We start from the raw sequence: 25,557 nt of genomic DNA on the forward strand, positions 1-25,557 counted from the left end.
ATGATAAAGTCAACAACATTTATAACAAAGTGGGTCTATGCGGTTGTAAGGATAACCCTTATGTGGTGGATAGCCAATTTCCCTTACTTGATTCTCATCTTTGCATCCTTCGGTGTTGAAAATGAAGGGCAAATTGGAACATTAATGCTGACAGGATTAGTGTTTTTGCCCTTTATCATGGTTCCAAGCACCATTGGTACACTGGGGGTTGCAAGGGAATTTTTCAAACGTGAAAATGATTTTCCACTCTTCCTGACGTATTGGAAATACGTAAAGCGAGAATATGTAACTGGCATGAAAGTCGGTATGGTTATTATGATTCTTATGAGCCTGTTTTATTTACAATTCTCCTATTATTCTATGTTGCTGGGTACTAGTTCGGGGTTGGTATTTATTCTTTTTATGTTTATGGCTGTTTTCTATTTTATCTTCCTGCTTACCATACTAGTCGATCGTTCCAACAGTCTCATAGGCTATTTTAAGGTGACTGGCCAATTAATGAGCAGGCACCCTGTATTGATGATTTCAATGATGCTTGAATCTTTTTTGGTCATTTATTTAAGTGCGATATTTATGCCCTCTCTGCTTATCTTTGGTTGCCCTGGCATTATCGTACTATTGGCAACACATTTTTATAGGGAGTGTATAAGGCAAGAGGAAAGGAAAGAGACACTAAGTATAAGAGAAGATCAAAGGGTTTGACATTGGTCTGACATTTTTCAATGATGGGAGAGTGAAACTGTGAAAATCATTCCAAACCAAAAATGTTATTCCTCAGCAGGGAATGTGCTACACCTTTCAAAAAGCGGCACATCATTACCTCTATCAACTGAACAAGGGCTCCCGCTTACAGGTGAGCTCCTAAAAGAATATCGATATTTCATTATGCGCCTTGAAAATACCACAACGGAGACCCTTACCTTACAGGTAGACTTCTATGAAAGAAGCAAATCAGTGAATGAGGAAGCGAACTTATCCATTGCTTTTGATATTCTACCAAGCTCCGACGTTACGGTTCCTATCAGTTTGAGTTACTTAAACAGCCAACATTTGTTTCCACCTAGGACTCCGGGAAGACTGCGCATGATGGTTTCGGGTAAGCCGCTGCTAAAGGAAAGTGTGGCAGCTGTTCTTCTCAAGTCTCGGCCCTTTTTCGAGGACAGAAAGATTCAACTAAAGGAAATATATCTTAGCAATGAGGAAGAGGCAGCAATTCATGACCCCAGAACCTTAATCGATGAATTTGGACAATGGAAATTGAAGGAATGGCCCAAAAAAATTGATAGTCGCAAAGAACTCAATTCCTTTTTAAATGAGAAACTAAGAGAAGCGGAACAGACAAACGAGAATTTAAAATCTGAAAAATGGTATCATTCCAGTGGCAATATTAAGAACTTGTCAAAGACAGGGTGGTTCCATACGGAAAAGCAAGATGGGAAGTGGTGGCTTGTTGATCCGAATGGAAGGACTTTCTTTTCGAGTGGAATTGATTGCATCAATCCAGGAGCGGTCACGAGGGTTGATGTAATGATGCCATACATCATTGAAACCTTGAACATGATGGGAGTCAGTAAGGATCAAAAAAAATTTGATTTCATGTTGAAGAATCTAAAAGAAGCTTTTGGTGAGGAGGATTGGTGGATTTCCTGGGCTAAAATCATAAAGAGTTATCTTCATAAGTGGGGAATCAACACCATTGGGAACTGGTCGTCCGTTGAATTTATCAAATGGGCTAAAATGCCGTATGTCATTCCATTGGATGCATTTGTAAAAGACGGATTCCCGAGGACAGAAAATTGTATTTTCAGGGACTTCCCCGATGTGTTTGCAACAGAATACGAAGAGAGAGCCAATAACTACGCAAAAGCTCTCGAACCTTTCAAAGATGACCCTAATATGATTGGTTATTTCATGAGAAATGAACCTGAATGGGGTTTCGTATACAATCTAAACATTGCGGAGGAAATGCTGGCCACCCCTTTTCTTAGTGCTTCAAAAAGGGTTTTTATTGAACATATGCAAGAGAAATACCAAAATGTTGAATCATTCAATGATGCATGGGGCTTAAACTTAAGGGATTTTTGCGAATTGTGCACACCACTTCCGAAGGCCTCTATCCTATCCATTTCTGCCTATCAAGACTTGTATGATTTTTCCAAGCTCATGATTCGCCGTTATGTGGAAATCCCAGCAAAGGCATGCCGTGAAGTGGATGGCAACCACCTGAATTTAGGGATGCGTTATTCATATATTGCAAGTGAATTAATGCTGTCAGGGTCTGAGTACTTTGATATTTTTTCAATCAATTGTTACCAGGAGACACCTTTAAATAAAATTGAAGAAGTGGCAAATTTCATTGATAAACCTGTGATGATCGGGGAGTTCCACTTTGGGGCGATTGACAAGGGTTTAACGGCTACAGGTATTAAAGGGGTACCCAATCAAGGGGAACGCGGACATGCGTATAGATACTACATGGAGTCTGCGGCAAGCCATCCCAACTTTATTGGCGCTCACTATTTTCAGTTGAATGATCAAAGCTGTTTGGGAAGGTTCGATGGGGAGAACTATCAAATAGGTTTCTTGGATTGTTGTTTACAGGAATATCATGAGATGACTGAATATGTCAGAATCGCAAACCAAACTGTACTGGATATACACGAAGGAAGAAAAACTCCAACTACTAAACAAGCAAGGCAAATACCGCCAATTTTTTGTTAAAGTCATTTTTTATACTTGCTTTTATGAAACGACAAGAACCTATTGGCATTAAATCTCAAATTTATTATGTAAATAATAACGAAAGGGAACTTGAATAATCAAAGAAATAATTGACAGAAAAATCAGATTATGTTTAAATGAAAGCAATAAATCGTTAGGTAATAGGTGACCAGGGGGAATTTATGGAAATTGATTATACGGATCCTAATATAATGTACTTTGTTGGAAATAGTAATCCTCCCGTAAATACTTCCGTGAAGCAGACTTTTGGGAATATTGCTATTGGATTGTTAATAGATATAAGGACATCAACTATTCTTGATGCCAGTATCACTTTAGTCAGCCCGCTATCAATGGAATTTATCCGAGCGCAATTGGTTGGCAGGAATTTGGACTCCGAGATAGAAGAAATCATTAAAAATGTAGAGCGGTACCAGGGGCCTGCATTAAAATCCATTATTGTGGCATTACGGGCAGTACATAATCGATATCGAAGTTTTATTTATTCAAATGAAAAGGTAAAAATATGATCATAACTCCAAACGGTGGTTATTTGCTTCGGTTAACTGAGTAGGTCCCCTATAAGGATCTATTTATCCATTAGCCGAAAAACAAGAGACCCGATGTTTAAGGTTATTACAATCTTAAATTCGAGGGTCTCTTTTTGTTTTTATTTTACTCATGATTTGCTGAAATACCGTTATTGAGAAGGAAAGGAGATCAGAAGTGGATACTTTGGTGGAATCCGGCAGAGAAATCCCAGTTTCAGTTAAGACAGATATTTTAGTTGTTGGTGGCGGGGCTGCAGGGTTGGCAGCTGCCGTTACGGCAGCTAGGCATGGTTGTCATGTATACCTTATTGAGAAGTATGGGTTCCTAGGAGGAACATTAACATCGGTCACCCTAGGCAGCTTTTGTGGAATATTCACCGTTACAGAGGATGAAATCATTCCAGTAGTGAAAGGTTTTCAAGAAGAGTTGATTGAGTGTCTAAAGAAATATGAAGGAGCTCTCCCCCCAAATCGGTGGTTAAAGACGGCATCAACTCCTTACGATGTATCCATTCTTAAAAGAGTAGCCGACGAACTTATTTCAGAGGCGGGTGTTCGGATTGCCTATCATACTCAGGCCGTCTCTATTGTAATGGAAGGGGATCAGGTCAATGGGGTCATCGTTGAAAATAAAAATGGCCGATCTCTGATTAAAGCGAAGGTCGTTATTGATGCATCGGGTGATGGGGATATAGCGGCGATGGCAGGTGCTCCTTATCAGGTTGGCAGCAATGGCATTACACAGTTTCCGTCTGCTATGTTCCGAATGGCCAACGTTAATCTGGAAAAAATGAATGAACTGACGAGGAATGATTTTCAACATTATTTTCAACAGGCAAAGGATGATGGATATGACTTGCCTCGGCTCTCGAGCGGGATTCACATTACCCCTCTATACGGAGTAGTCCATCTCAACGTAACGAAAATAGCCCGGGAGGACGGAAAACCTATTAATCCGCTTAGCGCAGAAGACTTGACCTTTGCGGAAATAGAGGGTAGAAGGCAAGTATTCCTCTATGAAGAGATTCTTCGCCGATATGTTCCCGGGTTTGAGAGAGCAAAGGTAGTCGATATTGGATCTCAGATTGGAATACGGGAAGCAAGGCTGATCGGAGGCGAGTACACGCTAAGCAAAGAGGATATTTTGTCATACAAAAGGTTTGATGATGTGATTGCCTGTAGTGCTTGGCCTCTTGAAATCCATGGTTCTGACAACAAGACCACATGGGTATGGCTGGAACCGGGAAAGTTTTATACAATCCCCTATCGTTGTCTTATCCCAAGAAACATATCGAATGTGCTGACGGCAGGGCGGAATATATCAACCACTCATGAGGCACAAGCTTCCACTCGGGTATCGGCAGTTTGTATGGCTGTCGGCCAGGCCGCGGGAAGTGCCGCTTATCTGGCGCTTGGGTATCAAAATAAAGTCAGGGATATCCCAATTGATCACCTTCAGTCACTGTTAAAAGCACAAAATGCATTTCTAGGTTAATAAATTGAAAGCCCTTACCTAGAGGCGGATGTTATAGAAATGATAGATTAGGAGGAAGAAACATGCTAAGAAGTAATCTAAAACCAGGTTCTACCAGCTGGGCGGTAAGAAGGACTCAGTGGAAGTTTTTAGGGTTATCGGAAGAGGATTTTGAACGACCAAAAATAGCTGTTATCAATACTTCATCGACCTTGTCTTCCTGTTACATTCATCTCGATGATATTTCAGAAAAGGTCCAGGAAGGGATCCGCAGGGCAGGAGGTGTTCCTTTTGAAATCAGGACGACGGCTCCCAGTGATTTCATTACGAATGCAGGCAGAGAAGGACGTTACATCTTGCCAAGCAGGGATTTAATCGTAAATGATATCGAGGTCATGGTTGAAGGGGCGTTGTTGGATGGCATGATCTGTTTATCTTCCTGTGATAAGACCGCTCCCGCCCATATGATGGCAGGTGCGCGCCTTAATATCCCCACCATTATTGTTCCATGCGGATACAACAAGGGAGGCATGTGCGGAAAGGCGTTTGTGGATATTGACGATGTTTTTGAGTCGGTTGGTAAGATTTCAAAAGGGGATCTTTCCGTTGACCAGCTTACTGATATGACCAATGTTGGAATTACGACTCCAGGTGTATGTGCGGGAATGGGGACAGCCAATACCATGCACATACTAGCCGAGGCATTAGGGATGACATTGCCGGGCATCGCTCCGATTGCCGCGAACAGCCCGAAGCTTTATGAATTTATTGAGCGTTCCTCCCGAAGAATTGTTGAAATGATTCATGAAGAGCTGACTCCCCGAAGGATTTTAACAGTGGAAGCCTTTGAAAATGCGGTACGAGTTGCATTGGCGATCGGTGGATCAGTCAACTCATTGAGACATTTATCTGCGGTTGCTGCAGAAGCCGAACTTGACGTTAACATAGTCCAGGTATTTGAACGGATTGTGGAAGAGTCTTCCTTACTGGTCAATGTCAGGCCAAACGGTCCAGACCATATTGAGGACTTGGAGCAAGCGGGTGGTGCCATGGGGGTAATGAAGCAATTGGAAGATAAAATCAATCAGGGCATTCTCACCGTTTCAGGAAGAACGGTTGGTGAAAATTTACAGGAATTAAAGGAAGTGGATGAAAAGATTATAAGGAGCTCAAATGATCCTTGGAGAAAGACCTCTGGCCTGGTTATTTTGAGAGGAAACCTTGCGCCGGAGGGAGCCATTTCAAAGGCATCATCGGCTCCTGAGGACAAACAGTTTTTTGAAGGTACAGCAAAGGTTTTTAATTCTGGGACAAAAGCAATTGAAGCATTGGAACAAGGGGCTATCCAACCAGGGGATGTAGTCGTAATTCGTGAAGCAGGGCCAAAAGGAGGTCCAGGAACTTTACTAACCGCTTCTCACTTTATCGCTTCTTTAACAGGAGCGGGGATGAATGAAGAGGTAGCTGTCATTACAGACGGACAGAACTCTGGTTTGAATAGAGGGATTTTAGTCAGTCAGATCATGCCGGAGGCGGCGGAGGGTGGGCCATTAGCTGTAGTAAAGGAAGGCGATGCCATTCAGATTGACCTAATAAATAAGAAGATAAATGTTCTTATTAGTGATGAAGAGCTACAGAATAGGCTTGAAGAGTGGGTGCCAACCGAAAAGGAGGTTCCGCGCGGGTGGTTGAAAATTTATCAAAAGGTTGTTCAGTCTGGCAATAAAGGGTCTATTTTACTGGAGTGACTGTTTCATCCTTCAAGACTCTTTTCACGATCAACCCACTTTCCAGTATTAAACTGAATAGTCAACCTTGAAATGAATGCGCTTTCGCATTGGGGTAGCGGGCCGAGGTTGAAACATTAATACGACCATAAAGGGTAACGAATAGGGGGATGTTAAATGGCTGATATAAATACTAATCTAAATAAAGAAAATCCGGTGCTTCCATCAACAGATGTCAGTGATGAACAGCTGGGGGCACCGATTCCCAAAACCTTTTGGGAGTATATAAAATCCTTCGGACCCGGAATCGTAGTAGTATTAACCTGGCTTGGTGCCGGTGATTTAGTGGACTCTTCCCTGGCTGGAGCCCATTATGGGTATACTCTTATGTGGGGCCTGGTCTTGGCCCTGGTCATGAGATATATTCTCGTCGATATCATCGCGAAGTTTCAGTTGTTAAACATTCAAGGATTGTCCATAATGGAGGGCTACGGTAAAATTTCACCCATCATCCCTGTTATTCTAGGGATAGGGGGAGTACTGTTGGGTCACTTTTACGTGGCCTTCCTTGCAAAGGGTGTTGGTGAATCGATTGCTCTCCTTACGGGTACCGGGAGTACTCTTCTTTGGGCAACCGTCGCAGTTTTTGCTGGATTTCTCATAACTGGAAGATCGGTTTATTCCTATTTAGAATTAACCGAAAAGATTGTATTGGCGATCATGGCGATTAGTTTGATTGGAGGGGCTATGCTAGTCGGGCCGAGTTGGGGTGAAATGGCCAAGGGTACCTTTACCTTTGATGTCCCTGATAAAGTGGGGTCCTTTGATGCACTCCTGATTGTTGCTTCCCTAATAGGGGCAGTAGGTGGATCACTGGCCAATCTGCTGTATCCGACTTTTATGAAGGAAAAGGGCTATATCAGGCCTGAACATAGGAAGGTTCAAAGGTATGATCTGTTGTTCGGCATTTTCATCATCATTGTGTTGGACTTGGCTGTTTGGGTAATAGGAGCGGAAGTACTGCATCCAAGAGGCATTGAAATCACGAGTTTCCAAGGTTTGGCTGAAAGTTTAGGGATGGTATTAGGGCCATTAGGTACAGTGATTATTTATCTTGGTGTATTTGGTGCTTGTTTTAGCGGGGTGATTGGTTATCCAGCTGGATTTCCGAAGATGGGGATCGAAGGAATTTACATTGCCAAACCTGAACGGAAGGATAAGTACTCCTCCTATAAAAAAGATCCAATTTACCGTCTTTATTATTTTACTGTCCTATTCTTGCCTTTAATTTGGTCTATACCGGGAATGCCGGGATTTATTTGGCTGACGGTTGTCGTAAACGCTGCCCAGTTGATCCTATTGCCCCTTGTTTCCATTGGTTTATTGTACTTGATCAATCGCAAGGATTTAATGGGCAAGGAAGCAAGAAAACCTTTAGACAATGTCTTATTGCTGTTTTTAACAGCATTGGCCCTTTGGGGAACGTATCAAACAGCCGTTAGTTTATTTTCATAATTTAAAACCTGCATGGTATTAGTAGGAATCCTCGCCTTAGGGGATTCCTCTTTTTCTTTCTAAGCCAAAGGCAAGGATTGGAATATTATCGGTTATAATCGGATGGATTTCACGTTAGCAATTTTAATATAATCCATGTTTAAAAGGTTGATACAACTATTTAACAGGGTGGCAACAAAATATTATGACCATTTTTTTAAGTTTGTTTTCAATTCTTAGATATTTTTAGACATTGAAATGATAATCGTCTTACTAAAATGCTTGATGAAGTAGGTTTGTAACGCCTACTCCAACACCTAATTGGTGGCGTAAATTTCGATTTCAACTATTATTATTAATGTTTTTGAATATATTAATGGCAACAATTATGTTATTGATATTGATAGTATTAAAGTTGCATTCAAACCCATGAATTTATCAATTAATCTTAGTACAATATGATGTATTATGTTTTCTTAATACTAATTTAACTCTCCGTAACTACCAATTTACAATTCATAAGTAAAATGGTTATGAACTTAGTATAAAATTTCTAGCGTTCTAATAAAAGGTGAGGAGCAAGTGTAATGACTGACAAAAAGAATCCAGAAGAAGAGGTTAATTGGCTACAGGGTATTTCACCTAATGAGAATATGAATCGTAGAGGATTTTTGCAGAAGACAACATTAGTAGTGGGAGCGGCTATGGGTGCAACATTAGTAAATTCATTACCTGGGTTTCCTGTGATGGCAGCATCCAGTAGCGCCGTAGGCAAGGCAAAAGGAAGGAAACCAGATATCGTTTTCCCTGTTATTAGCGATGTACATATTAAATCCAATAGTAATGATAATCTGGATAAGTTTGTATCCACTTTAGAACAATTGAATGAAATTGCTCCAATGCAGGATGCTTTTGTCGTTGTAGGTGATTTAACGGAGAATGGGCACACAGAAGAATACGATAAATTCTTTTCCGTTTATAACGCAAGGAGACAAACAAAAGCAGCTTCCTTGGTAGCGATTGGTAACCATGATTACTGGAACGGGTTAGCGGTACAGGATGCGCAAAAGAGATTCCTTGAAAAATCCTCCATGGAATCGATTTACTACCATAAAGTGATCAAGGGTTATCATTTTATTGTCCTCGGAACAGAGGATGGAGTAACCGAAGGAACCTTTTCGGTTAAACAAATTGAGTGGATGGCGGACAAGTTGAAGCAGGCAAACAGTGATGATCCAAAAAAACCAATTTTTGTATTTCATCACCAGCCGATAATGGGGACGGTTTACGGCAGCGAATGGGGCTTTTCTGAAAATCGTAATCTATTTTACGATACTTTAAAAGCCTATCCTCAGGTAATTTCCTTCTCGGGTCATACTCATTACCCACTAGACGATCCTAGAATTATCCATCAAAAGGATTTTACCTCTATTGGAACCTCAACAGGTGCCTATTTGTGGCTTGACGCTGGAAGGGTCCAAGGGGAAGTGCCAGAGGGCGTGAATGTTCTAAACCAGGCCCTCATCGTTGAAGTCTATAATAATAAAGTATTGATTAATCGTCGTGATATACATAACAATGATTGGACAGGGGAGCCGTTTGAAATCTCCCAACCCGCCAAGAAGAATAAGTTTATATATACTGACGACCGGGACAAAAAAGCACCCTTCTTTACAAAGGATGCAATGATTTCACTAATTCATGACAAAACGACGGCTGCCAGTCTTGCTGTTATGTTTTCTCAAGCTAAAGATGACTTGTTGGTCCATGATTACAAAATGACTGTTGTCAATATGGGAACAGGAAAAATAGAGAAAGAGATTCTAGGCTTTTCTGAATTCTATAAAGATCCTGTCCCTAATCCTATTACACTACCTATTGATGGATTAAAACCTGATACTTTATATGAAATTAAGGTAATTGCAATTGATGCATTCGGCAATGAAAGCAATAGCTCATTGAGAGTGCTGGGGAAGACGTTAATGGTAAAGGAAAAAGTAAATATATAATCATTCATTGCAAGTAGATTTTAATAAATTAAGGTGTAACCTGGATGCAGTGATGACTGAAAGAGAGATTGCTGTCTCTGTGTCAAAGTTGTTCTCCCCAATATATATACAACTTCTTTCGTGATAAGAATTTCTGTGCACGACAGATAATTTGGCAGGAGGGGCTATATCATTTGTGCTGAGATGGAGACGAATTTTTACCTATGTTCATAAGAACGTAGCTTTCTTTTATAAATGATGAGTGGAAGGGTAGCTTATTTCATGATTTCGTTGTGTTAAAGGAAGCAGGAGAAAGATCGTCTGCCATTAAATATAATTGTTTTATTGAAGCACTTTTGATACGATAAAAGTATTCTTAAGAAGTGGAGGTTTTTCTTGTGACAGCATCTATGAGATTAAGATTCCCAACTTTCATCCGTTAATTAAATACGTTTGAAGGCTCTGCCTACGTTCAGAGTAACGGGATTAGTCTGTCTATTTTTAAGGAAACCTAAGCTTGACGGTTATTTAAAAGAGGGAACAATGTTCCTTCTTTTTTGTTGTCTTTGAAAAGTGAATGAATAGAGCGGTATGATCTTATGGATGTAGGTGAAGCAAATAAATTTTTCTATAGAAATGAGCTGTTAATCAATGAATCAAATAAATAATAAGATCAAGGAGAACTGGTTAAAGAATATCATTCTCTTTTTAAGCAGCCAGACGATCTCACTATTTGGATATTCCCTGGTTCAGTATGCAATTATGTGGCACATCACGTTAACAACAGAATCCGGGTTGATGATGACATTGTATATTCTTTGTGGGTTTATCCCGACCTTTATTTTGTCACCAGTTGCTGGGGTTTGGGCTGATCGCTATAACCGTAAGATGCTGATTATGTTAGCAGACGGACTTATCGCAATTGCAACTCTGACCCTAGCTATTCTCTTTTCTATGGGCTTTGATGCAATTTGGCTGCTTTTTGTAATGGCAGCGGTTCGTGCGTTCGGAACGGGAATTCAAATGCCGGCGGGTAGGGGCTATTTTACCGCAGATTGTCCCTAAGGATAAACTGACGAAGGTGAATGGAGCAAATGGCAGTATTCAAGCCATTATTATGTTCATATCTCCAATGGTTAGTGCGGCGCTATTAGGACTGACAACAATTGAAGTGATATTCTATATAGATGTCATTACAGCAGCCATTGCCATTGTTACACTTCTGGCCTTCTTAAAAGTTTCTGTACATGAGAAAGCATCAGAAAAACAAACAACAAGCTACTTTAGTGACTTTAAACAAGGGCTGCACTATGTGAATACCCATGATTTTCTGAAGAAGTTCTTCCTGTTCTTTGCGGTATTCTTTGTGTTAATGGCACCAGCATCATTTTTGACACCTCTTCAGGTAACACGCAGTTTTGGTGACGACGTATGGCGATTATCAGCGATTGAAATTGCCTTCTCCATTGGCATGATGGTAGGTGGGGGTATAATCGCTTCCTGGGGTGGCTTTGAAAATAAAATAAAAACGTTAGGATCCGCAAGTGTCATTATGGGCGTTTGCACATTTGCACTTGGAGTGGTTCCATTCTTTTGGGGTTATTTAGCCTTCATGGCTATATTCGGGGTTGCATTGCCCATTTTTAATACACCAGCAACGGTTTTATTACAGGAGAAAGTAGAAGAAGATTATTTAGGAAGAGTTTTTGGTGTAATGGGGATGATTTCAACCTCGATGATGCCACTTGGAATGCTGATTTTTGGACCAATTGCTGACATTATCAAAATTGAATGGCTGCTGGCAGGAACTGGAGTGTTTATCATCATACTTGCCGTACTTTTAGGACAAAACCAGGTATTAATTGAAGCGGGAAAGCCTGCATTTAAAAAATCATAACTTCAAGAAAAAATAATTTAAGTTTAAAACTCATATTAACGTCTCTACGTAAAGTAGGGGCGTTTTTATCTAGAATAAATCTTTGGTTAAATGCAGTGGCTCCAGTATCAGGCATCCCTGGGAGCTCTTTTTAGCTCCTTTGTAAAGTTTGCCCTTAAAGTACCTATAAGAATAGAAAAAACTGCTTTTAGTCATGTTGGTAAGTTCTGTTGTGAATTATATAACTCAATAAGCATATGTATTTAGGGTAGAAATAGTTACCCATCATATTATCACAATTTGTATAGAAAATTTGATTCGTTCTTTTCCAACTTCAAACCCCGCTATCCGTTCAATTGAGTAGGCACATAATTAGGTTTTATAAATGTTTATAGACCACTCAGTTTCTCAAACCCAAGAAAAAGGAGGACTTTATTGATGGCTGGAACAACCTCTCATACCTGTAACATTGAGGTTACTTATATCATGCTGCCTGGTGGACCATGTATCTCTGAATTAACAGATGATTTATGCTGGGGACACCCAAATGTTTAGGCGCTTTCACGTAGTGGCCATCCCCATTAGAATAGTGCTAAATAATTTCGGCGATCACAATCCGAATGGACGAATGTATGTCCTGAAGGAAAATGAAGACGAAGTAAAGAAACTGGTCAAGGAAAGTCCATTTGCTTCGGTTGAACTTGTTCAGCCCCTTACCATACGGGCCAATGAAGGTGATTTGGTCGAGATTATATTCGAGAATCAACTGCCATTTGCTATCGGGATGCATTTTCAACTCTCGGACTATGATGTAAAGTCCTCTGATGGCTCGAATGTGGGTTATAACCCTAGTTCTTTGGCAGAATGTGGGGAAACCATCACGTACAAGCTCGATGCTTTGACAGAGGGGATCCACTTCTTCACTGATCTGGGAAATGTGTCAAGCACAGAGGATGGCTCAAGCATTCAAGGTCTTTTTGGTGCACTGATTGTGGAGCGGAGAGGATCCTGGTGGACGGACCCAGTCACAGGCGGTCCGATTGAAAGTGGTGTTTTTGCCGATATCCATCATCCATTTTTACCCTCCTTCCGGGAGTATGCCTGGTTTTTTAATGACGAGATGGAGGTAGATGATTTAACTGGCAACCGTCCCCTCGACCCCATGACTAATCAGGAGGCTGAATCTTTTCATGGCGTCAATTATCGTTATGAACCTCTTAGAAACCGTAAAAAATTGATCGAGGAAGGCATCGTCAGCCCTGAGCTTGATGGAGAAGAGGTCCACCATGATTCCTGGGTATTTGGCGACCCTTCAACTCCGATTCTCCGGGGATACCGCGGCGACCCAGCCGTCATTCGCTTGATTCATGGTGCGTCAAAAGAGACACATGCCTTCCACTACCATGTCCATCAGTGGCAAAAGGATCCACATAATGAATTATCCGAAATTATTGATGCCCAGGCCATCAGCCCTCAAAGCAATTATGATGTTGTCCCGTTATATGGTCTTGGCAGCCTGCAGGGAGCAATTGGCGATGTCGTCATCCATTGCCACTTGTATCCACATTTTGATGCAGGGATGTGGGGAATCAACCGGATATTCGATACCCTTCAGGACGGCAGCCAATGTTATCCTAACGGGGTGCCGATTGCCCCGCTCCAGCCTTTACCGGACCGCCCATGTCCGGCTAAACCAACTAAGGAGCGACCTGGATTCCCTAACTTCATTCCAGGAAAAGTTGGTTGTAAAGCCCCAAGGCCTCCGCTTGGAATTGTAGGCGGAAGGGAAATGACGGAGCTGGAAAGAAATGCAGCTGTCCCAAATGCGCGACCAGGAGCGGTCTTTGTTGACTCCTGTCTCGGCAACCCTGTTGTCGTTGAATTTAATGTCTCGTTGATTGAACTCCCCATCATTTATAACCGCCAGGGGTGGCATGATCCGAAAGGAAGGGTATATGTACTGGACGAAGAACTGGATGATGTCCTCTCTGGCAAAAAGGAACCTGAACCCCTTGTACTCCAAATCCCGGCAAGCTCCTGTATCCGCATGAATTTCACCAACCGAGTGCCACATGTCCTTGATGGAGATGCGTTCCAGCTCGTAACAAGGACATATGAGAATGGATTCCATATCCATTTTGTCAAATTCGATGTCCTAGTAACAGACGGTGCGAACGTAGGGTGGAATTATGACAGCTCGGTGCTGCCAGGGGAAACGATTCGGTATGAATGGTATGCGGACACGGAATTAAAAGCCTTCTTCTTCCATGACCATCTATTTCCTGGTTCTCATCAGCAGCATGGTGCATTCGGCAGCGGTGTCATCCAGCCGCGTTTTTCACGCTTTTTCAACCCAAGAACTGGAGAGGAAGTGTTCCATGGTACCCAGGTGACTGTACAACATCCATTGATTCCGGACTATCGCGATTTTGCATTGTTTGTCCAGGACTTTGCCCTTTTATTTGATAAAGACGGCTGTCCGCTCCAGCCTCCGCTGTTCCCTGGCTCACAGGAAGACCCCGGTGTTTTTGCCGTCAATTACAAAAATGAGCCCTTGCAGTTCCGGCTTGGGAAGGATTGCGACCCTGCCTATTCCTTCAGTTCTTTTGTCAATGGTGACCCAGTCACTCCGATTCTAATGGCCTATGAAGGGGATCCCATCCGGATACGGTTGCTCCAGGGAGCCCAGGAAGAGTCACATAGCTTCAATATCCATGGCTTACGATGGACGATTGAACGCCCTGACAAGGATTCCATCCTGACGTCACAGCAACACCTTAGCTTATCGGAATCGTTTACTCTAGAAATGGCGATTCCGAGGGCAGGGGATTATTTATGGGCATTCGAGGATGAGGAAGATGTGTGGCTTGGTACCTGGGGCCTGATCCGGGCTTTCGGTCAAGAGGTTGAGGATCTCATCCCATTGTCGGACCGTCCGCTTCCTCCACCGAGGACAACACCGCTTCCCGAAGTGACGGGTAAGCCTCCTGAGCTCGCTGATCCTTTAAGTGTCTTGCCTCCCTTGGCACCCCTTGATGCACCTGTCCGAAGATACCGTGTCGTCGCTTTTCAGACACCAATTGTGTATAACAACTATGGTGACCATGACCCGTTCGGGATTGTGTTTGCACTAGAGGAAGAAGTAGAAGATATTTTATGCGGGAGCAAAAATCCTGAACCTCTGGTGTTACGGGGAAATGAAGGTGATCTGATTGAAGTCACGCTGACCAGTCGCCTGGAATTTGAAAAGTTTCCCTTCCCGGATGGCATTCACCCGTATCCGCCAGTTAAGGAACAGGCTTTTTATCCGCCTTCTTTAAGGATTTCGCTTCACCCAAATTTAATTGATTATGACGTCAGAACATCAGGTGGGGTTACGGTAGGATTCAATCCAGATCAGACGGTAGGACCTGGGGAAAGCATCACTTACCGCTGGTATGTTTTTGCTAATGTCGGGACTTGTGCGATGTGGGATGTAGCGGATTTGCGTAATCACCGTTCATTTGGTGCGTTCGGAGCGTTCATCGCAGAACCCCGTTTCACATCCAACTATCTGGACCCGCACTCACTAGAGCCGATAAAGGCAGGAACGAATGCAGTCATAGAACACCCAGTTTTGGGAAGATTAAGGGAGTTCGTCCTCATCATGCATGATGGTGTCAGGCTAGTGGATAAGGAGGGTCAGGTAATTATTGATCCTCTCGCAGGTGTCATTCCTGAATCGGAACCGGGTGAAGAAGTGGATACCTATGACAATGGTTCGCGCGGTTTCAATTACCGCTCTGAAAGACTCATCAACCGTTACCGGGAACATCCAGTCTTGGCGGACTTATTCAGCTCAAAAGTTTTTGGAGACCCATCAACACCTGTATTTGAAGCTTACCCCGGAGATTCTGTTGTCGTTCGTCTGACCATGCCATCAGAGCGTCGAAGGTCTCACACCTTTCACATTCACGGCCATAAGTGGAAATTCGACCCAAGGGATGTCGATTCTAGAGTCGTTTCATTTGTGGGTCATATGGTCCCAGGGGATGCACAAGACTTGCAGCTGATTGGAGGGGCTGGTGGAACCTTCAATTTCCCTGGAGATTATCTTTACCGGTCAGGTAATGTGCGGTGGGATATCGAACAAGGGATGTGGGGAATCATACGAGTTCATGGCAGCACCAAACCTCATTTGCCAAGATTGGAGGAATCTTAATATACAGTAAAATGGATGAAAATCTGTCTTAAAGAGTAACATTTAACCCTCTAAAAAAAGATAACGAAAAAAGCTGCCTTCACTTAAAGCCATGGCTATATTCGGGGTTGCATTGCCCATTTTTAATACACCAACAACTGTTTTATTGCAGTAGAAAGGAGAAAGTAGAAGAAGATTATTTAGGAAGAGTTTTTGGCGTAATGGGGATGATTTCAACCTCGATGATGCCACTTGGAATGCTGATTTTCGGACCAATTGCTGACATTATCAAAATTGAATTGCTGTTGGCAGGAACTGGAGTATTTATCATGATACGCCGTTATTTTAGGACGAAACCAAGTATTAATTAAAGATTCGTAACTTCAAGAATAACTCTTCAATTAGTTAATACCTAATAGTAACGTCTCTACGCGATGTAGGGACGTTTTTGTGTAGAATAAATCTGGGTAGTGTAGTGACATCATTATACATCGAGGGTAAATTACAATGAAGCGAAATGATGAAATGTTATTGATTTTGCTAGGAAGAATCAAGTATCTATACATACATTTCAGATATGTTAATTTTCTGGAAGCAGAAATAAGTGTTAAAGGGGGATTCTTGTTAAGAGGGAGTTCATAGTTGACTGAATATTATGTAATATGTTTATAAAATTAATAATGTTATTATTAACATTATTATAATTGTTATTATGTTTTAAAGCAGAAAAAACTATTAGTTCAAAATTAATAGATTTGTAACACGGAAGGGAGAAATCAGGATGGAGAAAAGTTCTGATCTTGTTCAAGTCCATAACTGGACGAAACCCAACTTATCGTTTGCTGCCATATTCATGAATACAGGGAAAAGCATACAAAAACCTCCCGACTTAACGGAAGGTTTGAAACAACAAAGGGTAATGGCAGAGAACCTGGTTTCACTTATGTGCTAATACACGATTAAGCAAATTTTTTATATAAAAGAGTACCTTTATTAATGATATTTCCTAACAATACGGGATTATTAAGGGTATTAAGATGGATAAAGTCAATCTTGTGTAAAGTATTAATATCCTCCTGAACTTGTACTGCTAGGAGGTTAAACTCCTTATCACTGATGCCATTGGTCTTAATAGCAATATCGTAATCCGAATGTTCGCCCGCAGTACCATTGGAACGTGAGCCAAATAAATATGCTTCGTTGACGCCCTGGCATGATTCCAGCAATGAAATAATCTGTTGGATCACAGTATCCTCACTCATAAGGGCGGTATCCTTTGTTTTAATGTTTGTAGGAGCGTGACTAAAATATGTACATGCTGCGTAGTAATCCGCTCACATACAAGTAGCGCCATTTTTTCATCATAAGTATGGGATGTTATGTTTCTGTCTGCAATCATGCTGAGCCAATCTTCCGAATTGCTAATTAGGCCAATGCTGTAAGCTTCCTTAAAAACAGCTCGTGGTGAATTTGCTTCCACTATTCCTTCATATTCCAAAAAAGATTTCATTAGCTTCCAAGCCAACTCATATGTAAATTCAAAACGTTGGATAATACCGTCAAGCACAATGGATTGTTCTAGCGGAAGTTGAACCGCTTCCTGTAATCGATAGACTGCCTTTTCATAATTATCTAGTTTATATTTTAATTTCTCTGACATATTACACCTCATAAATTAATTATATCTGAAAAAATAAGATTCAGTCCTGAATTCCAAAGGTGGCATACAGCCAAAAGCCTGTTTTCAGTTTGTTCTTATGATTAACCATTTACAATAGTTGAATATTTTAAACCCATTTGTATGGATAAGTAGGGCCTATTTGTGTTTTACTCATTTTTATCTCTACCCATTACCTTAGATTAAAAAGGAGATAAAGTAACAGATGGTGGACAGTCAATACCGATTCCAATGATTTTGTTTTATGGTATGTTTGAATCTAGTTTATCAGTCACGATTAGATTAAGATTTATTTTCTCTTCGCTTATCCAAAAGCTCCGCAGCTTTTCTCGCTTTCTCCCTGCTTGTGTTAATGTAAAGTAAGGAGACATCAGAAGAGGAATGACCTAGTTGGGACATGATTAAGGGTATGTCTCCATTTGTTTGTTCTGCTAAATTGGTGGCATAAGTATGTCTAAGCTTATGGGGAGACATTCTTTTATCAAATGACTTCGTAAACTTGTATACGATATTTTCGATTGCCCGGTTCGTCAGAGGTTGTGGTTGATTTTTGAAGAGCTTAACATATACATATTCGTTCTCTCCATTACTAGCTTTATATTTTTCCTTTCTTACCTTCATATACCTTTGGAGGTCTTCCATGCTTGAAGGGGTTACCGACACCGTATCCTTTTTATTCCCTTTTCGAATGATACTGATTTCTTTTGAAGTAAAGTCAATATCTTTTATACGGAGGTTTGATAATTCATTCACGCGAATCCCAGTCCCTAAAAACAATGAAAGTATACTGATATTTCTCTCCTTATCCCGGAAAAAGTACTTTTTTTCAGAAGGAGAAAGGGAGTCCTGATATTCATCCTTTATGTAATCCAGAAAATCCAAATCCTTGTCATCGATGAATATCTTATCAGTAAGCTTTTTCGCCCGCTCATTGTATGTTTCATGAACTTTAGTAACCTCTATTTTTTGCATGACGTTTCGGTGAAAGTAGGGTTCTCTATTTTCCAATTCGGCTTCAATCGTTAAATACTTGAACAACGACCGAAGGGACGACTTATGACGATTGACTGTTTTAGGATCAATTCTCTTTGTTTCATCATCTTTCTGAGATACCTTATATTTCTTGCGCCCGATATATTTGAAATAATTTCTAGCCTCATCCAATGCTAAATTTCCAAGAACACAGGGGGATATGTCTTTAACTTTCTCACATTTAGCGATACCTTCAGCCATCAACCAATGGAAGAAATCTCTATAATCCCTCACGTAATTGAAAAGGGTAAGGGGGGAGCGTATGTCCTGTTTGGCATCGACAAATTCTACTACATAGGGAGGCATGTCTTTTAGCAATCGCTCCAGTTTTTTCTCGTAGTACTCATGTTGTTTTGAAATTGCCATTTTCCACACCTCAATGTTGCTAGTATAAAAACGAACAATAGTTCGTATAATACAATTTTTACGAATATTTGTTAACATAATTTTATTATTTTAAACTTAATCAATAAGATAATATCGTTTTTGTGTAATGAAAAAAGTCTACTAGACGGTGATCGAGTATTTTTTTCAGGGAGTCTAAATTAATATCTTGATAGTCTTTCAATAACAAATCCTTCATTTTTTTTGAGAGAGAGGAGGGGATGACACCCCCAGTTTCCAGTAAATTAAAGGCTTCCATGTTGTTGTGTGGCAGTCCAATCTTTTTCTCTGCTACAATATGCATAGCCAAAGTAATGCATCCTTCACATGCCCGCTGTAGGTTTAGGATGATCGTGTCCCGTTTTACTCTGTTCTCAAGGTGTTTGGGATTGTTATCATATATTTCATGAATGCACCTAATACAGCGTTCAACAATGTTTACTATATATAAAATTAGCTCATTTCTCATTAAAAGACCCACTTTCTTCAAAGCTTTTCAACAAAATGGTTTATGAAAAGATAAATATTGGGTGTTTAGGTATTTTATGTATTGAAAAGGAGTTTTCCATTTTCATGTTGAAAACCTAAAATCCTCCATAAATTCTTATAGGTATTATAACAAATAATTTAATTTTTGTCATATTATTCGTAAAATTTATATTATACGAATAGTTGTTTTTACAATGTAGAGCCCCTTCTGCAGACACAGACATATACATCACTGTTAGTATCAATAACCATTGATGTGATTAGAAAGGCTGAATTTATAAATACACGTTAATACTTTTGACTATAAAAAATCGCGTCTCAATAAGCCAGTATACTAGTGATAATGAGATTTAATCAATTTTTATTATGTTTGGGTTTATACAAAGCATTTGTCTAAGTCTGGTGATAAATAACGGCGATTTACAAACTTCATTTAACGTAGATTTTTTCAGTTTTTTGCTTTTATGCATGGAAAAAATCTTCATTCTGTCTCAATATTATAAGTATACTTAGTATAATGAGACAACAAATATTCTCACTTTTTAACTTCCTTAAAGATATCTTATGTAAACTTTGAAGAACGCCATTTCCCCTCCCCTGGTTTTATACGAATAATCAAGAATTTCCTTATGATCAATTCCTTTTTTCCTGATTCCTAAAATGCCACGTTCAATAATAATAAAAAGTGGCATGTATGTAATAGTACTGGAACCTTCAAATATTTATGAACAGGCTTACTCAGACATTCCGTACAGTGAGTTCAAATAAAATAGCCCCCTGCCATGAATTTGGAAATGGAGAGGGCAATCTATATAAAAGAGGTGTGCAATACCCTATTCCTTAGTGTATGAAGGTAGGGGTAAATTAGGTGCAAGGCCAGCTAATGGCTACTGGGATTAGGAGAAAAAGATATAAAGAAAGAACCCCTGCCAGCAAATTAAAGCTGACAGGGGAGGTATGGGATGCTAGCCAGGACTGACCAGACTTGTCCTTAATTTTATTTAACTATGTACAGATTTATTACCATTATCTTTGGCTTCGCCATTGCCTTAACTATCGTGCGGCAACGCTTTTTAAACTGTATTACCTATTTTTATTTCACTAAGGTTAGTATCTTTTTGGATAGGTATTTTGTTCTTTTTATTTACGGTGAGGACTTTAGTCCGAACCAGCGAAGCTGTACTCTTTTACTACGGTTGTTTAAGTTTCTCTATATACAGGCACGCCAAAACAGGGTGGTCACTTACCTGTGTGAGAAAAAGGGCCATATGGGGTTGGTTTCATTCTTACGGTCGACATGATAGACTTGATAGCAGAAAAAGGATGTACTTAAACTAAGTGGTTGGTTATATTTTTGGAGTTTTGGATGGTTGATTACATTTAGAATTACCTTATTATATATAATGATTATCTTAGTCTAATGCCACTGAACTAAACGAGTACCTACAGGTATATTATTAATCAGATATAATTGCAGGAGTTGAAATATTATGACATGGACCGTTGCCATATTCTTAGTTGGATTGATCCTTAAATTTATCATGAGTCCTCCAAGTGCAGTTGTGGAATGGGTTTTAAGTAAATTTGCCCTCCATCCAAAACTTGATCCAAAAGAGGTTGCTGTAACATTTAATGGAAAGCATTTAGAAGAGGATGAAAAAATTAGCTTTACGAATTATTTTAATGAATCGACATTTTTAAAAAAATATTATATATTCCCAGGTAATGAAAAATTATTTTTGCATCCAGAGACTAATGTTACTCCATTTGTCATCACTGTAAAAAGAGGCAAAAAAGAGACAAATCTCTTTGTTTATAGTTACGATGACCATATTGATGTGGTGAAGCAATACAAGAAAAAAGTGGTATCTTATATTCTGCGTTCCGATGATCTACAAAATTTCACTAAATCAACTAATGCATTAAATATAAATGTCTATAAGGATATTCTTGGTAGAAGCAGGTCATAGTTTTGACATTAGATGCAAAGAAGAAAAAAGACAACCCCAAAATGAACTGCACCCCAATTGTTAGACACAGCTAACAATTGGAGGTGCAGTTTTTTAATGGCCAAATTTACTTTGGGAGAAAAATTACAGCAGTAAAGAGGTAAACCGTAGCGAGGGTCATAAAACAGTGGCTAATTCATTGGAGGTAATTCTGGCGTTTTTCACAATTGGATTAAACAATATGAATTCAGGCGTGAGGCTGCTTTTGAAAAGTCCTATACAACTTACACCCTGGAGTATAAACTGGATGTACTAAATTATATGACGGCCAAGGGACATCCTTAAGGGAAACAGCAAAGAAATTTTCAATAACAGCATAATCGTAAAACAGTTTCCCTTACGGGACAAATTTTGTGTAATTCCTCGTTCGCTTAGAGAAAGTTGATATTTTTTCATCTGGTAGTGCCATCCCTGGTCTGAATGAAGAAGAAGCACCTCTTCACCTGTTAACTAAAAACGTCTCTAAATAAACCTTTCATCCTTTCTCTGGTTCTTCACCGTATAGCCCATAACAAAGGCACTAACTTATACCTTGAGTGCCTTCATTATAGTTCCAACCGTTGAACTTTAGATTGAAGGGGTTGATGCCTAGCTCGTGTTGAAACTTTTTTAACACATACCGGTACCAGAAAGAATCAGGAAGGTTATTTAGTCCAACAATGCAATGAGAAAATTCGCCCTGTTGGTGGCTACGATGTTTTCCGGAGTTTTAACAATAAAAACAAAATGTATATAGAAGAAAAGGTGCTTGTTCAACAGGTTACCCAACAAGCAGCATTAAAGGATTCATCTGAAGATTCTTCTTCTGTGCTTATAAATTTATTTTATATAAACGGAAAACTTTTATGGAAAGAAAAACCTCCCCCTACCCTGTACATATACTTTCATAGTATGAATTCAATTGTACGTAAATTTGGTTATACGATCCGTGTCCTAATATGAGATGATAGATCCCCAAAGACCCACCTTCCATTATTATGGAGGGTGGCTTTTATTATGTGAAATTAATTAGTCATTCCTTATGCCCAAGCATTTGTTATTCAACAAACGCTACCCGTTAGTTCAATAAGAAAATAGCTTATATTTCAATCTGTTTAATTACTTTGGCTGGATTGCCACCCACTACAACATTATCTGGTACATCCTTAGTAACTACCGCACCTGATGCAATTACAACATTGTCCCCTACTGTTACTCCTGGGTTAATTACTGCACTTCCACCAATCCATACGTTGTTTCCAAAGGTAATCGGTATTGCGTATTCTTTACCAGAATTGCGTTCAGTTGGGTTAAGTGGATGTGTTGCAGTATAGATTTGTACACCAGGTGCAAGCATACAATTATCGCCAAATCGCACTTCACAAACATCTAAGATGGTACAGTCGAAGTTTGCAAAAAAGTTTTCACCAACGTGTGTATTATAGCCATAGTCAAAACGTATATTTGGCTCCATATATACATTTTCTCCAGTGGAACCGAGTAATTCCTTTAATAACTTTGACCGTTTTTCTCCTTCAGTTTCTAATGTTTGATTATAAATTCTAACTTTTCGTCTCGCTTCCTCACGGTCCTTTAATAATACTGGGTCAGCAGGGTTGTACATTTCCCCAGCTAACATCTTCTCTTTTTCTGTTCTCATAAGTACATCTCCTTACTAAATTTATATATTTAATTATATCAGTTCGCTTGTTGAAGTAACCTCCCCCGTTAGCAAACCACAAAAAAGGCTGCTTTTTTTTGCAGCCTTTACTTTAAAGAGGGCACCCGTTCGTTCAAGAGCGTATCTGCTTTCAACTCGTCTGTTCTAACCCAACGTTCATTGAACTATCTTTATTTTTAGTTCCACTTCCTTCTCCTAGCGATTTTCTATTTTGCATTCAAAATTACATACTTATATCTAAGTGTTTTTTTACTATCCAATCTTTAACAATAAAAATAGACTGGCAATTAGGACTTAGGTTTGGTTTTCATTTCGGTCGCATAGATGTTCACTAAATTTCTGTAATAAACACCTCAGCGTTGCGCCAAAGTTATGACAACATTTCCCTTTTTATGTCCCTTTTCCACATACCGGTGGGCCTCTGCAACTTCTTCCAATGGATATCGTCGATCGATGACCGCTTTGATCTTTCCTGCCTCATAAAGATCTTTAAGATAGTTCAGATTTGCTTGGTTTTGCATAAGTCCCGCCGTTACAAAAATTGCTTTCTTTTTCCCGAACATCGCAGTCTGTAACATGTTAAAGAGGAGGGACAATGAAGGGACCGTGGAAAGGTAGACACCTCTTTGCGTAAGAGAGCATTTACATTGTGAAAAGGAGCGTTTACCCACTGCATCGAAAATAACGTCATATGTCTTTCCGTTTTTCGTAAAATCCTCCCTGGTGTAGTCAATGACCTTATCTGCTCCATGCGATTTTACCAACTCTATATTTGTTGTACTGCATACTCCTGTAACTTCTGCACCCAAGTATTTAGCTATTTGTACCGCATATATCCCTACTGCTCCAGATGCACCATTAATCAGGACATTTTGTCCGCGCTTTAATTTAGCTTTATCACGAAGGAATGTCAGGGCGGTAGGTGCACCATCACAGACGGCGGCGGCTTCTTCATAGGACATAGCAGACGATTTGATCGTCAACGGGGTATCTTCGTGCAGACATTTGTATTCGGCTTGAGCACCAAGCGTCCTTGCACTTAACCCAAATACCTGGTCGCCTACTTGAAATTTCAATACCTTTTTTCCAACAGCATCAACTTCGCCGGAAAGCTCCGCACCGAGTATTGAGTTTTTTGGCCTTTTTAGACCGTAAACAAGCTTAACAATAGGGGAACCTTTTCGAAAGGTACAGTCTGCTGGTCCAACTGAAGCCGCGTGTATTTTGATTCGGACTTCATGATCTTTCGGGATTGGCGTATCAATCTCTTGAAGCTGAAAAACATCCGGCGTTCCATATTTGGTGCATACGATTGCCTTCATATGGCCTCTCTCCTTTTTTTCATCTTCTTCCTGATAGAATTACACCTGTTAGGGTAAGCCAATGACTCTAGAATCTGGAAGGCTTTCTCAAAGGGGATTAATTTTCCTTTTGTGCTGTGATGGTAATCAATTGTAGTGGGATCTTTTCAAGATGAGGGCAACGTCAGTTTTGGATTTGATCAGTGGTTTTATCTTTCAAATTCAATACATTACATAGTCATTGTCTTACATAGAGGAATACTCATGTTTAGAAGCTTCCCTCAGTTCAGAAAGGGAATCAATCGCAGTTTTATTAAATCCCTTAATAAGGAGCCATACAGCTAAAATCATTTCATTAGCTGCTACTGGCACAGCCAAAACAGCACCCCAAAAAGAAATTTGGGGAAACACACCGAACATTACGAATAAAGCACAAACAAAAACAAAAGTTGCCCCTGTCATCCCCAGAATGGATATGAATCTCGGCACAAGTTTGGTTTTATAAAAAATATAACTATACATCAACGTATTTATACCAAGCATAAAGAGGGGGCCGAGCATAAATGTCCATTCATGAATTGCTTTTAAGACGATACCTGAAGCATGAAAAGATGTGGGATCCTGGACTTCTGCTGCTGCAAATTCCTGGCTTAAGGTTAAGAGGGACAATACACTGATTAAACCAACAGTAATAATAATCGCTTCAAGAAACCTGAAGCAAACATGCCATAGGGCGATTGTTTCATTGTACATTCTTAACAAAGGAAACATGGTAGTGGCGGTACCAACAGCTGAAACGACAAGAATTAACTCCATGAGCGCTCCTACTATCACTTGGTTGGCATGTTCGGAACCTTTTGTCAGGTAATCGGGACCATTTAAGATAGGATCGTATAAATTAAGACCGATCACAGCCGAAACAGCAGCCAGTAAAAACAGTACACCCACAATACTTGCAGCTTTTTTCTTTGAATTCATTCTTTTATCCCCTCA

17 protein-coding genes and 4 pseudogenes are annotated in these 25,557 nt (G+C 40.1%); 13 read left to right on the plus strand and 8 right to left on the minus strand.

The window, feature by feature from the left end:
• From EV146_RS23900 to EV146_RS27315, 11 genes and pseudogenes are all read left to right on the plus strand, one after another.
• Nucleotides 1–702, plus strand: a complete 702-nt coding sequence (locus EV146_RS23900) for a DUF624 domain-containing protein (RefSeq protein ID WP_132011248.1) — start codon at nucleotides 1–3, stop codon at nucleotides 700–702.
• A 39-nt stretch (nucleotides 703–741) separates the two neighbouring features.
• A complete protein-coding gene (locus EV146_RS23905) occupies nucleotides 742–2,721 on the plus strand; it encodes a beta-galactosidase (protein WP_132011249.1) in 1,980 nt (659 codons plus the stop codon).
• 212 nt (nucleotides 2,722–2,933) lie between these two features.
• A complete protein-coding gene (locus EV146_RS23910) occupies nucleotides 2,934–3,251 on the plus strand; it encodes a DUF3870 domain-containing protein (RefSeq protein WP_199232714.1) in 318 nt (105 codons plus the stop codon).
• A 196-nt stretch (nucleotides 3,252–3,447) separates the two neighbouring features.
• Nucleotides 3,448–4,767, plus strand: a complete 1,320-nt coding sequence (locus EV146_RS23915) for an FAD-dependent oxidoreductase (protein ID WP_158287203.1) — start codon at nucleotides 3,448–3,450, stop codon at nucleotides 4,765–4,767.
• Between the two features lie 62 nt (nucleotides 4,768–4,829).
• Nucleotides 4,830–6,494, plus strand: a complete 1,665-nt coding sequence (gene ilvD, locus EV146_RS23920) for a dihydroxy-acid dehydratase (protein WP_132011252.1) — start codon at nucleotides 4,830–4,832, stop codon at nucleotides 6,492–6,494.
• A gap of 156 nt (nucleotides 6,495–6,650) precedes the next feature.
• Nucleotides 6,651–7,988, plus strand: coding sequence for an Nramp family divalent metal transporter (locus tag EV146_RS23925; RefSeq protein WP_132011253.1), 1,338 nt, complete (start codon nucleotides 6,651–6,653; stop codon nucleotides 7,986–7,988).
• 566 nt (nucleotides 7,989–8,554) lie between these two features.
• Nucleotides 8,555–9,976, plus strand: a complete 1,422-nt coding sequence (locus tag EV146_RS23930; RefSeq protein ID WP_132011254.1) for a metallophosphoesterase family protein — start codon at nucleotides 8,555–8,557, stop codon at nucleotides 9,974–9,976.
• Nucleotides 9,977–10,606: 630 nt separating this feature from the next.
• Nucleotides 10,607–11,852: pseudogene (locus EV146_RS23935) on the plus strand (MFS transporter).
• A 526-nt stretch (nucleotides 11,853–12,378) separates the two neighbouring features.
• The gene (locus EV146_RS23940; protein ID WP_132011255.1) at nucleotides 12,379–16,032 is read left to right on the plus strand and encodes a cupredoxin domain-containing protein; all 3,654 of its coding nucleotides are present in this window, start codon (nucleotides 12,379–12,381) and stop codon (nucleotides 16,030–16,032) included.
• A 91-nt stretch (nucleotides 16,033–16,123) separates the two neighbouring features.
• Nucleotides 16,124–16,392, plus strand: a pseudogene (locus EV146_RS23945) (MFS transporter); the annotation flags it as partial.
• A 400-nt stretch (nucleotides 16,393–16,792) separates the two neighbouring features.
• Nucleotides 16,793–16,963 carry a hypothetical protein gene (locus EV146_RS27315; protein WP_158287204.1) on the plus strand — a complete coding sequence of 57 codons (171 nt, stop codon included), beginning with the start codon at nucleotides 16,793–16,795 and terminating at the stop codon, nucleotides 16,961–16,963.
• 7 nt (nucleotides 16,964–16,970) lie between these two features.
• Here EV146_RS27315 and EV146_RS23950 read toward each other — a convergent pair whose 3' ends face one another.
• The 4 genes from EV146_RS23950 to hepT all read right to left on the minus strand — a co-directional run bounded on the left by EV146_RS23950 (nucleotide 16,971) and on the right by hepT (nucleotide 19,574).
• Nucleotides 16,971–17,273 (minus strand): nucleotidyltransferase domain-containing protein, encoded by a 303-nt coding sequence (locus EV146_RS23950; RefSeq protein WP_132011256.1) that lies wholly within the window; start codon nucleotides 17,271–17,273, stop codon nucleotides 16,971–16,973.
• Nucleotides 17,270–17,671 carry a nucleotidyltransferase substrate binding protein gene (locus EV146_RS23955; protein ID WP_132011257.1) on the minus strand — a complete coding sequence of 134 codons (402 nt, stop codon included), beginning with the start codon at nucleotides 17,669–17,671 and terminating at the stop codon, nucleotides 17,270–17,272. The genes EV146_RS23950 and EV146_RS23955 overlap by 4 nt, the downstream gene beginning before the upstream one ends.
• Nucleotides 17,672–17,971: 300 nt before the next feature.
• Nucleotides 17,972–19,087 (minus strand): tyrosine recombinase XerS, encoded by a 1,116-nt coding sequence (gene xerS / locus EV146_RS23960; RefSeq protein WP_132011258.1) that lies wholly within the window; start codon nucleotides 19,085–19,087, stop codon nucleotides 17,972–17,974.
• A 100-nt stretch (nucleotides 19,088–19,187) separates the two neighbouring features.
• The gene (gene hepT, locus EV146_RS23965; protein WP_132011259.1) at nucleotides 19,188–19,574 is read right to left on the minus strand and encodes a type VII toxin-antitoxin system HepT family RNase toxin; all 387 of its coding nucleotides are present in this window, start codon (nucleotides 19,572–19,574) and stop codon (nucleotides 19,188–19,190) included.
• Nucleotides 19,575–21,084: 1,510 nt separating this feature from the next.
• Between hepT and EV146_RS23970 the strand changes: the two genes are divergently transcribed.
• Nucleotides 21,085–21,564 (plus strand): YfmQ family protein, encoded by a 480-nt coding sequence (locus EV146_RS23970; RefSeq protein WP_132011260.1) that lies wholly within the window; start codon nucleotides 21,085–21,087, stop codon nucleotides 21,562–21,564.
• 148 nt (nucleotides 21,565–21,712) lie between these two features.
• Nucleotides 21,713–21,914 (plus strand): annotated as a pseudogene (locus EV146_RS28445) (IS3 family transposase); the annotation flags it as partial.
• Here the strand turns inward: EV146_RS28445 and EV146_RS28030 are convergent.
• The 4 genes and pseudogenes from EV146_RS28030 to EV146_RS23985 all read right to left on the minus strand — a co-directional run.
• Nucleotides 21,893–22,035: pseudogene (locus EV146_RS28030) on the minus strand (IS3 family transposase); the annotation flags it as partial. The pseudogenes EV146_RS28445 and EV146_RS28030 overlap by 22 nt on opposite strands.
• 646 nt (nucleotides 22,036–22,681) lie before the next feature.
• On the minus strand, nucleotides 22,682–23,242 hold the full coding sequence (locus EV146_RS23975) for a sugar O-acetyltransferase (protein ID WP_132011261.1): 561 nt from the start codon (nucleotides 23,240–23,242) through the stop codon (nucleotides 22,682–22,684).
• A gap of 374 nt (nucleotides 23,243–23,616) precedes the next feature.
• Nucleotides 23,617–24,585 carry an NAD(P)-dependent alcohol dehydrogenase gene (locus EV146_RS23980; RefSeq protein ID WP_132011262.1) on the minus strand — a complete coding sequence of 323 codons (969 nt, stop codon included), beginning with the start codon at nucleotides 24,583–24,585 and terminating at the stop codon, nucleotides 23,617–23,619.
• Nucleotides 24,586–24,810: 225 nt separating this feature from the next.
• A complete protein-coding gene (locus tag EV146_RS23985) occupies nucleotides 24,811–25,542 on the minus strand; it encodes a DUF4386 domain-containing protein (protein WP_132011263.1) in 732 nt (243 codons plus the stop codon).
• Nucleotides 25,543–25,557: the final 15 nt, after the last annotated feature.

The sequence above is a fragment of the Mesobacillus foraminis genome, assembly GCF_004340465.1.
Lineage (GTDB): Bacteria > Bacillota > Bacilli > Bacillales > Cytobacillaceae > Mesobacillus_B > Mesobacillus_B foraminis.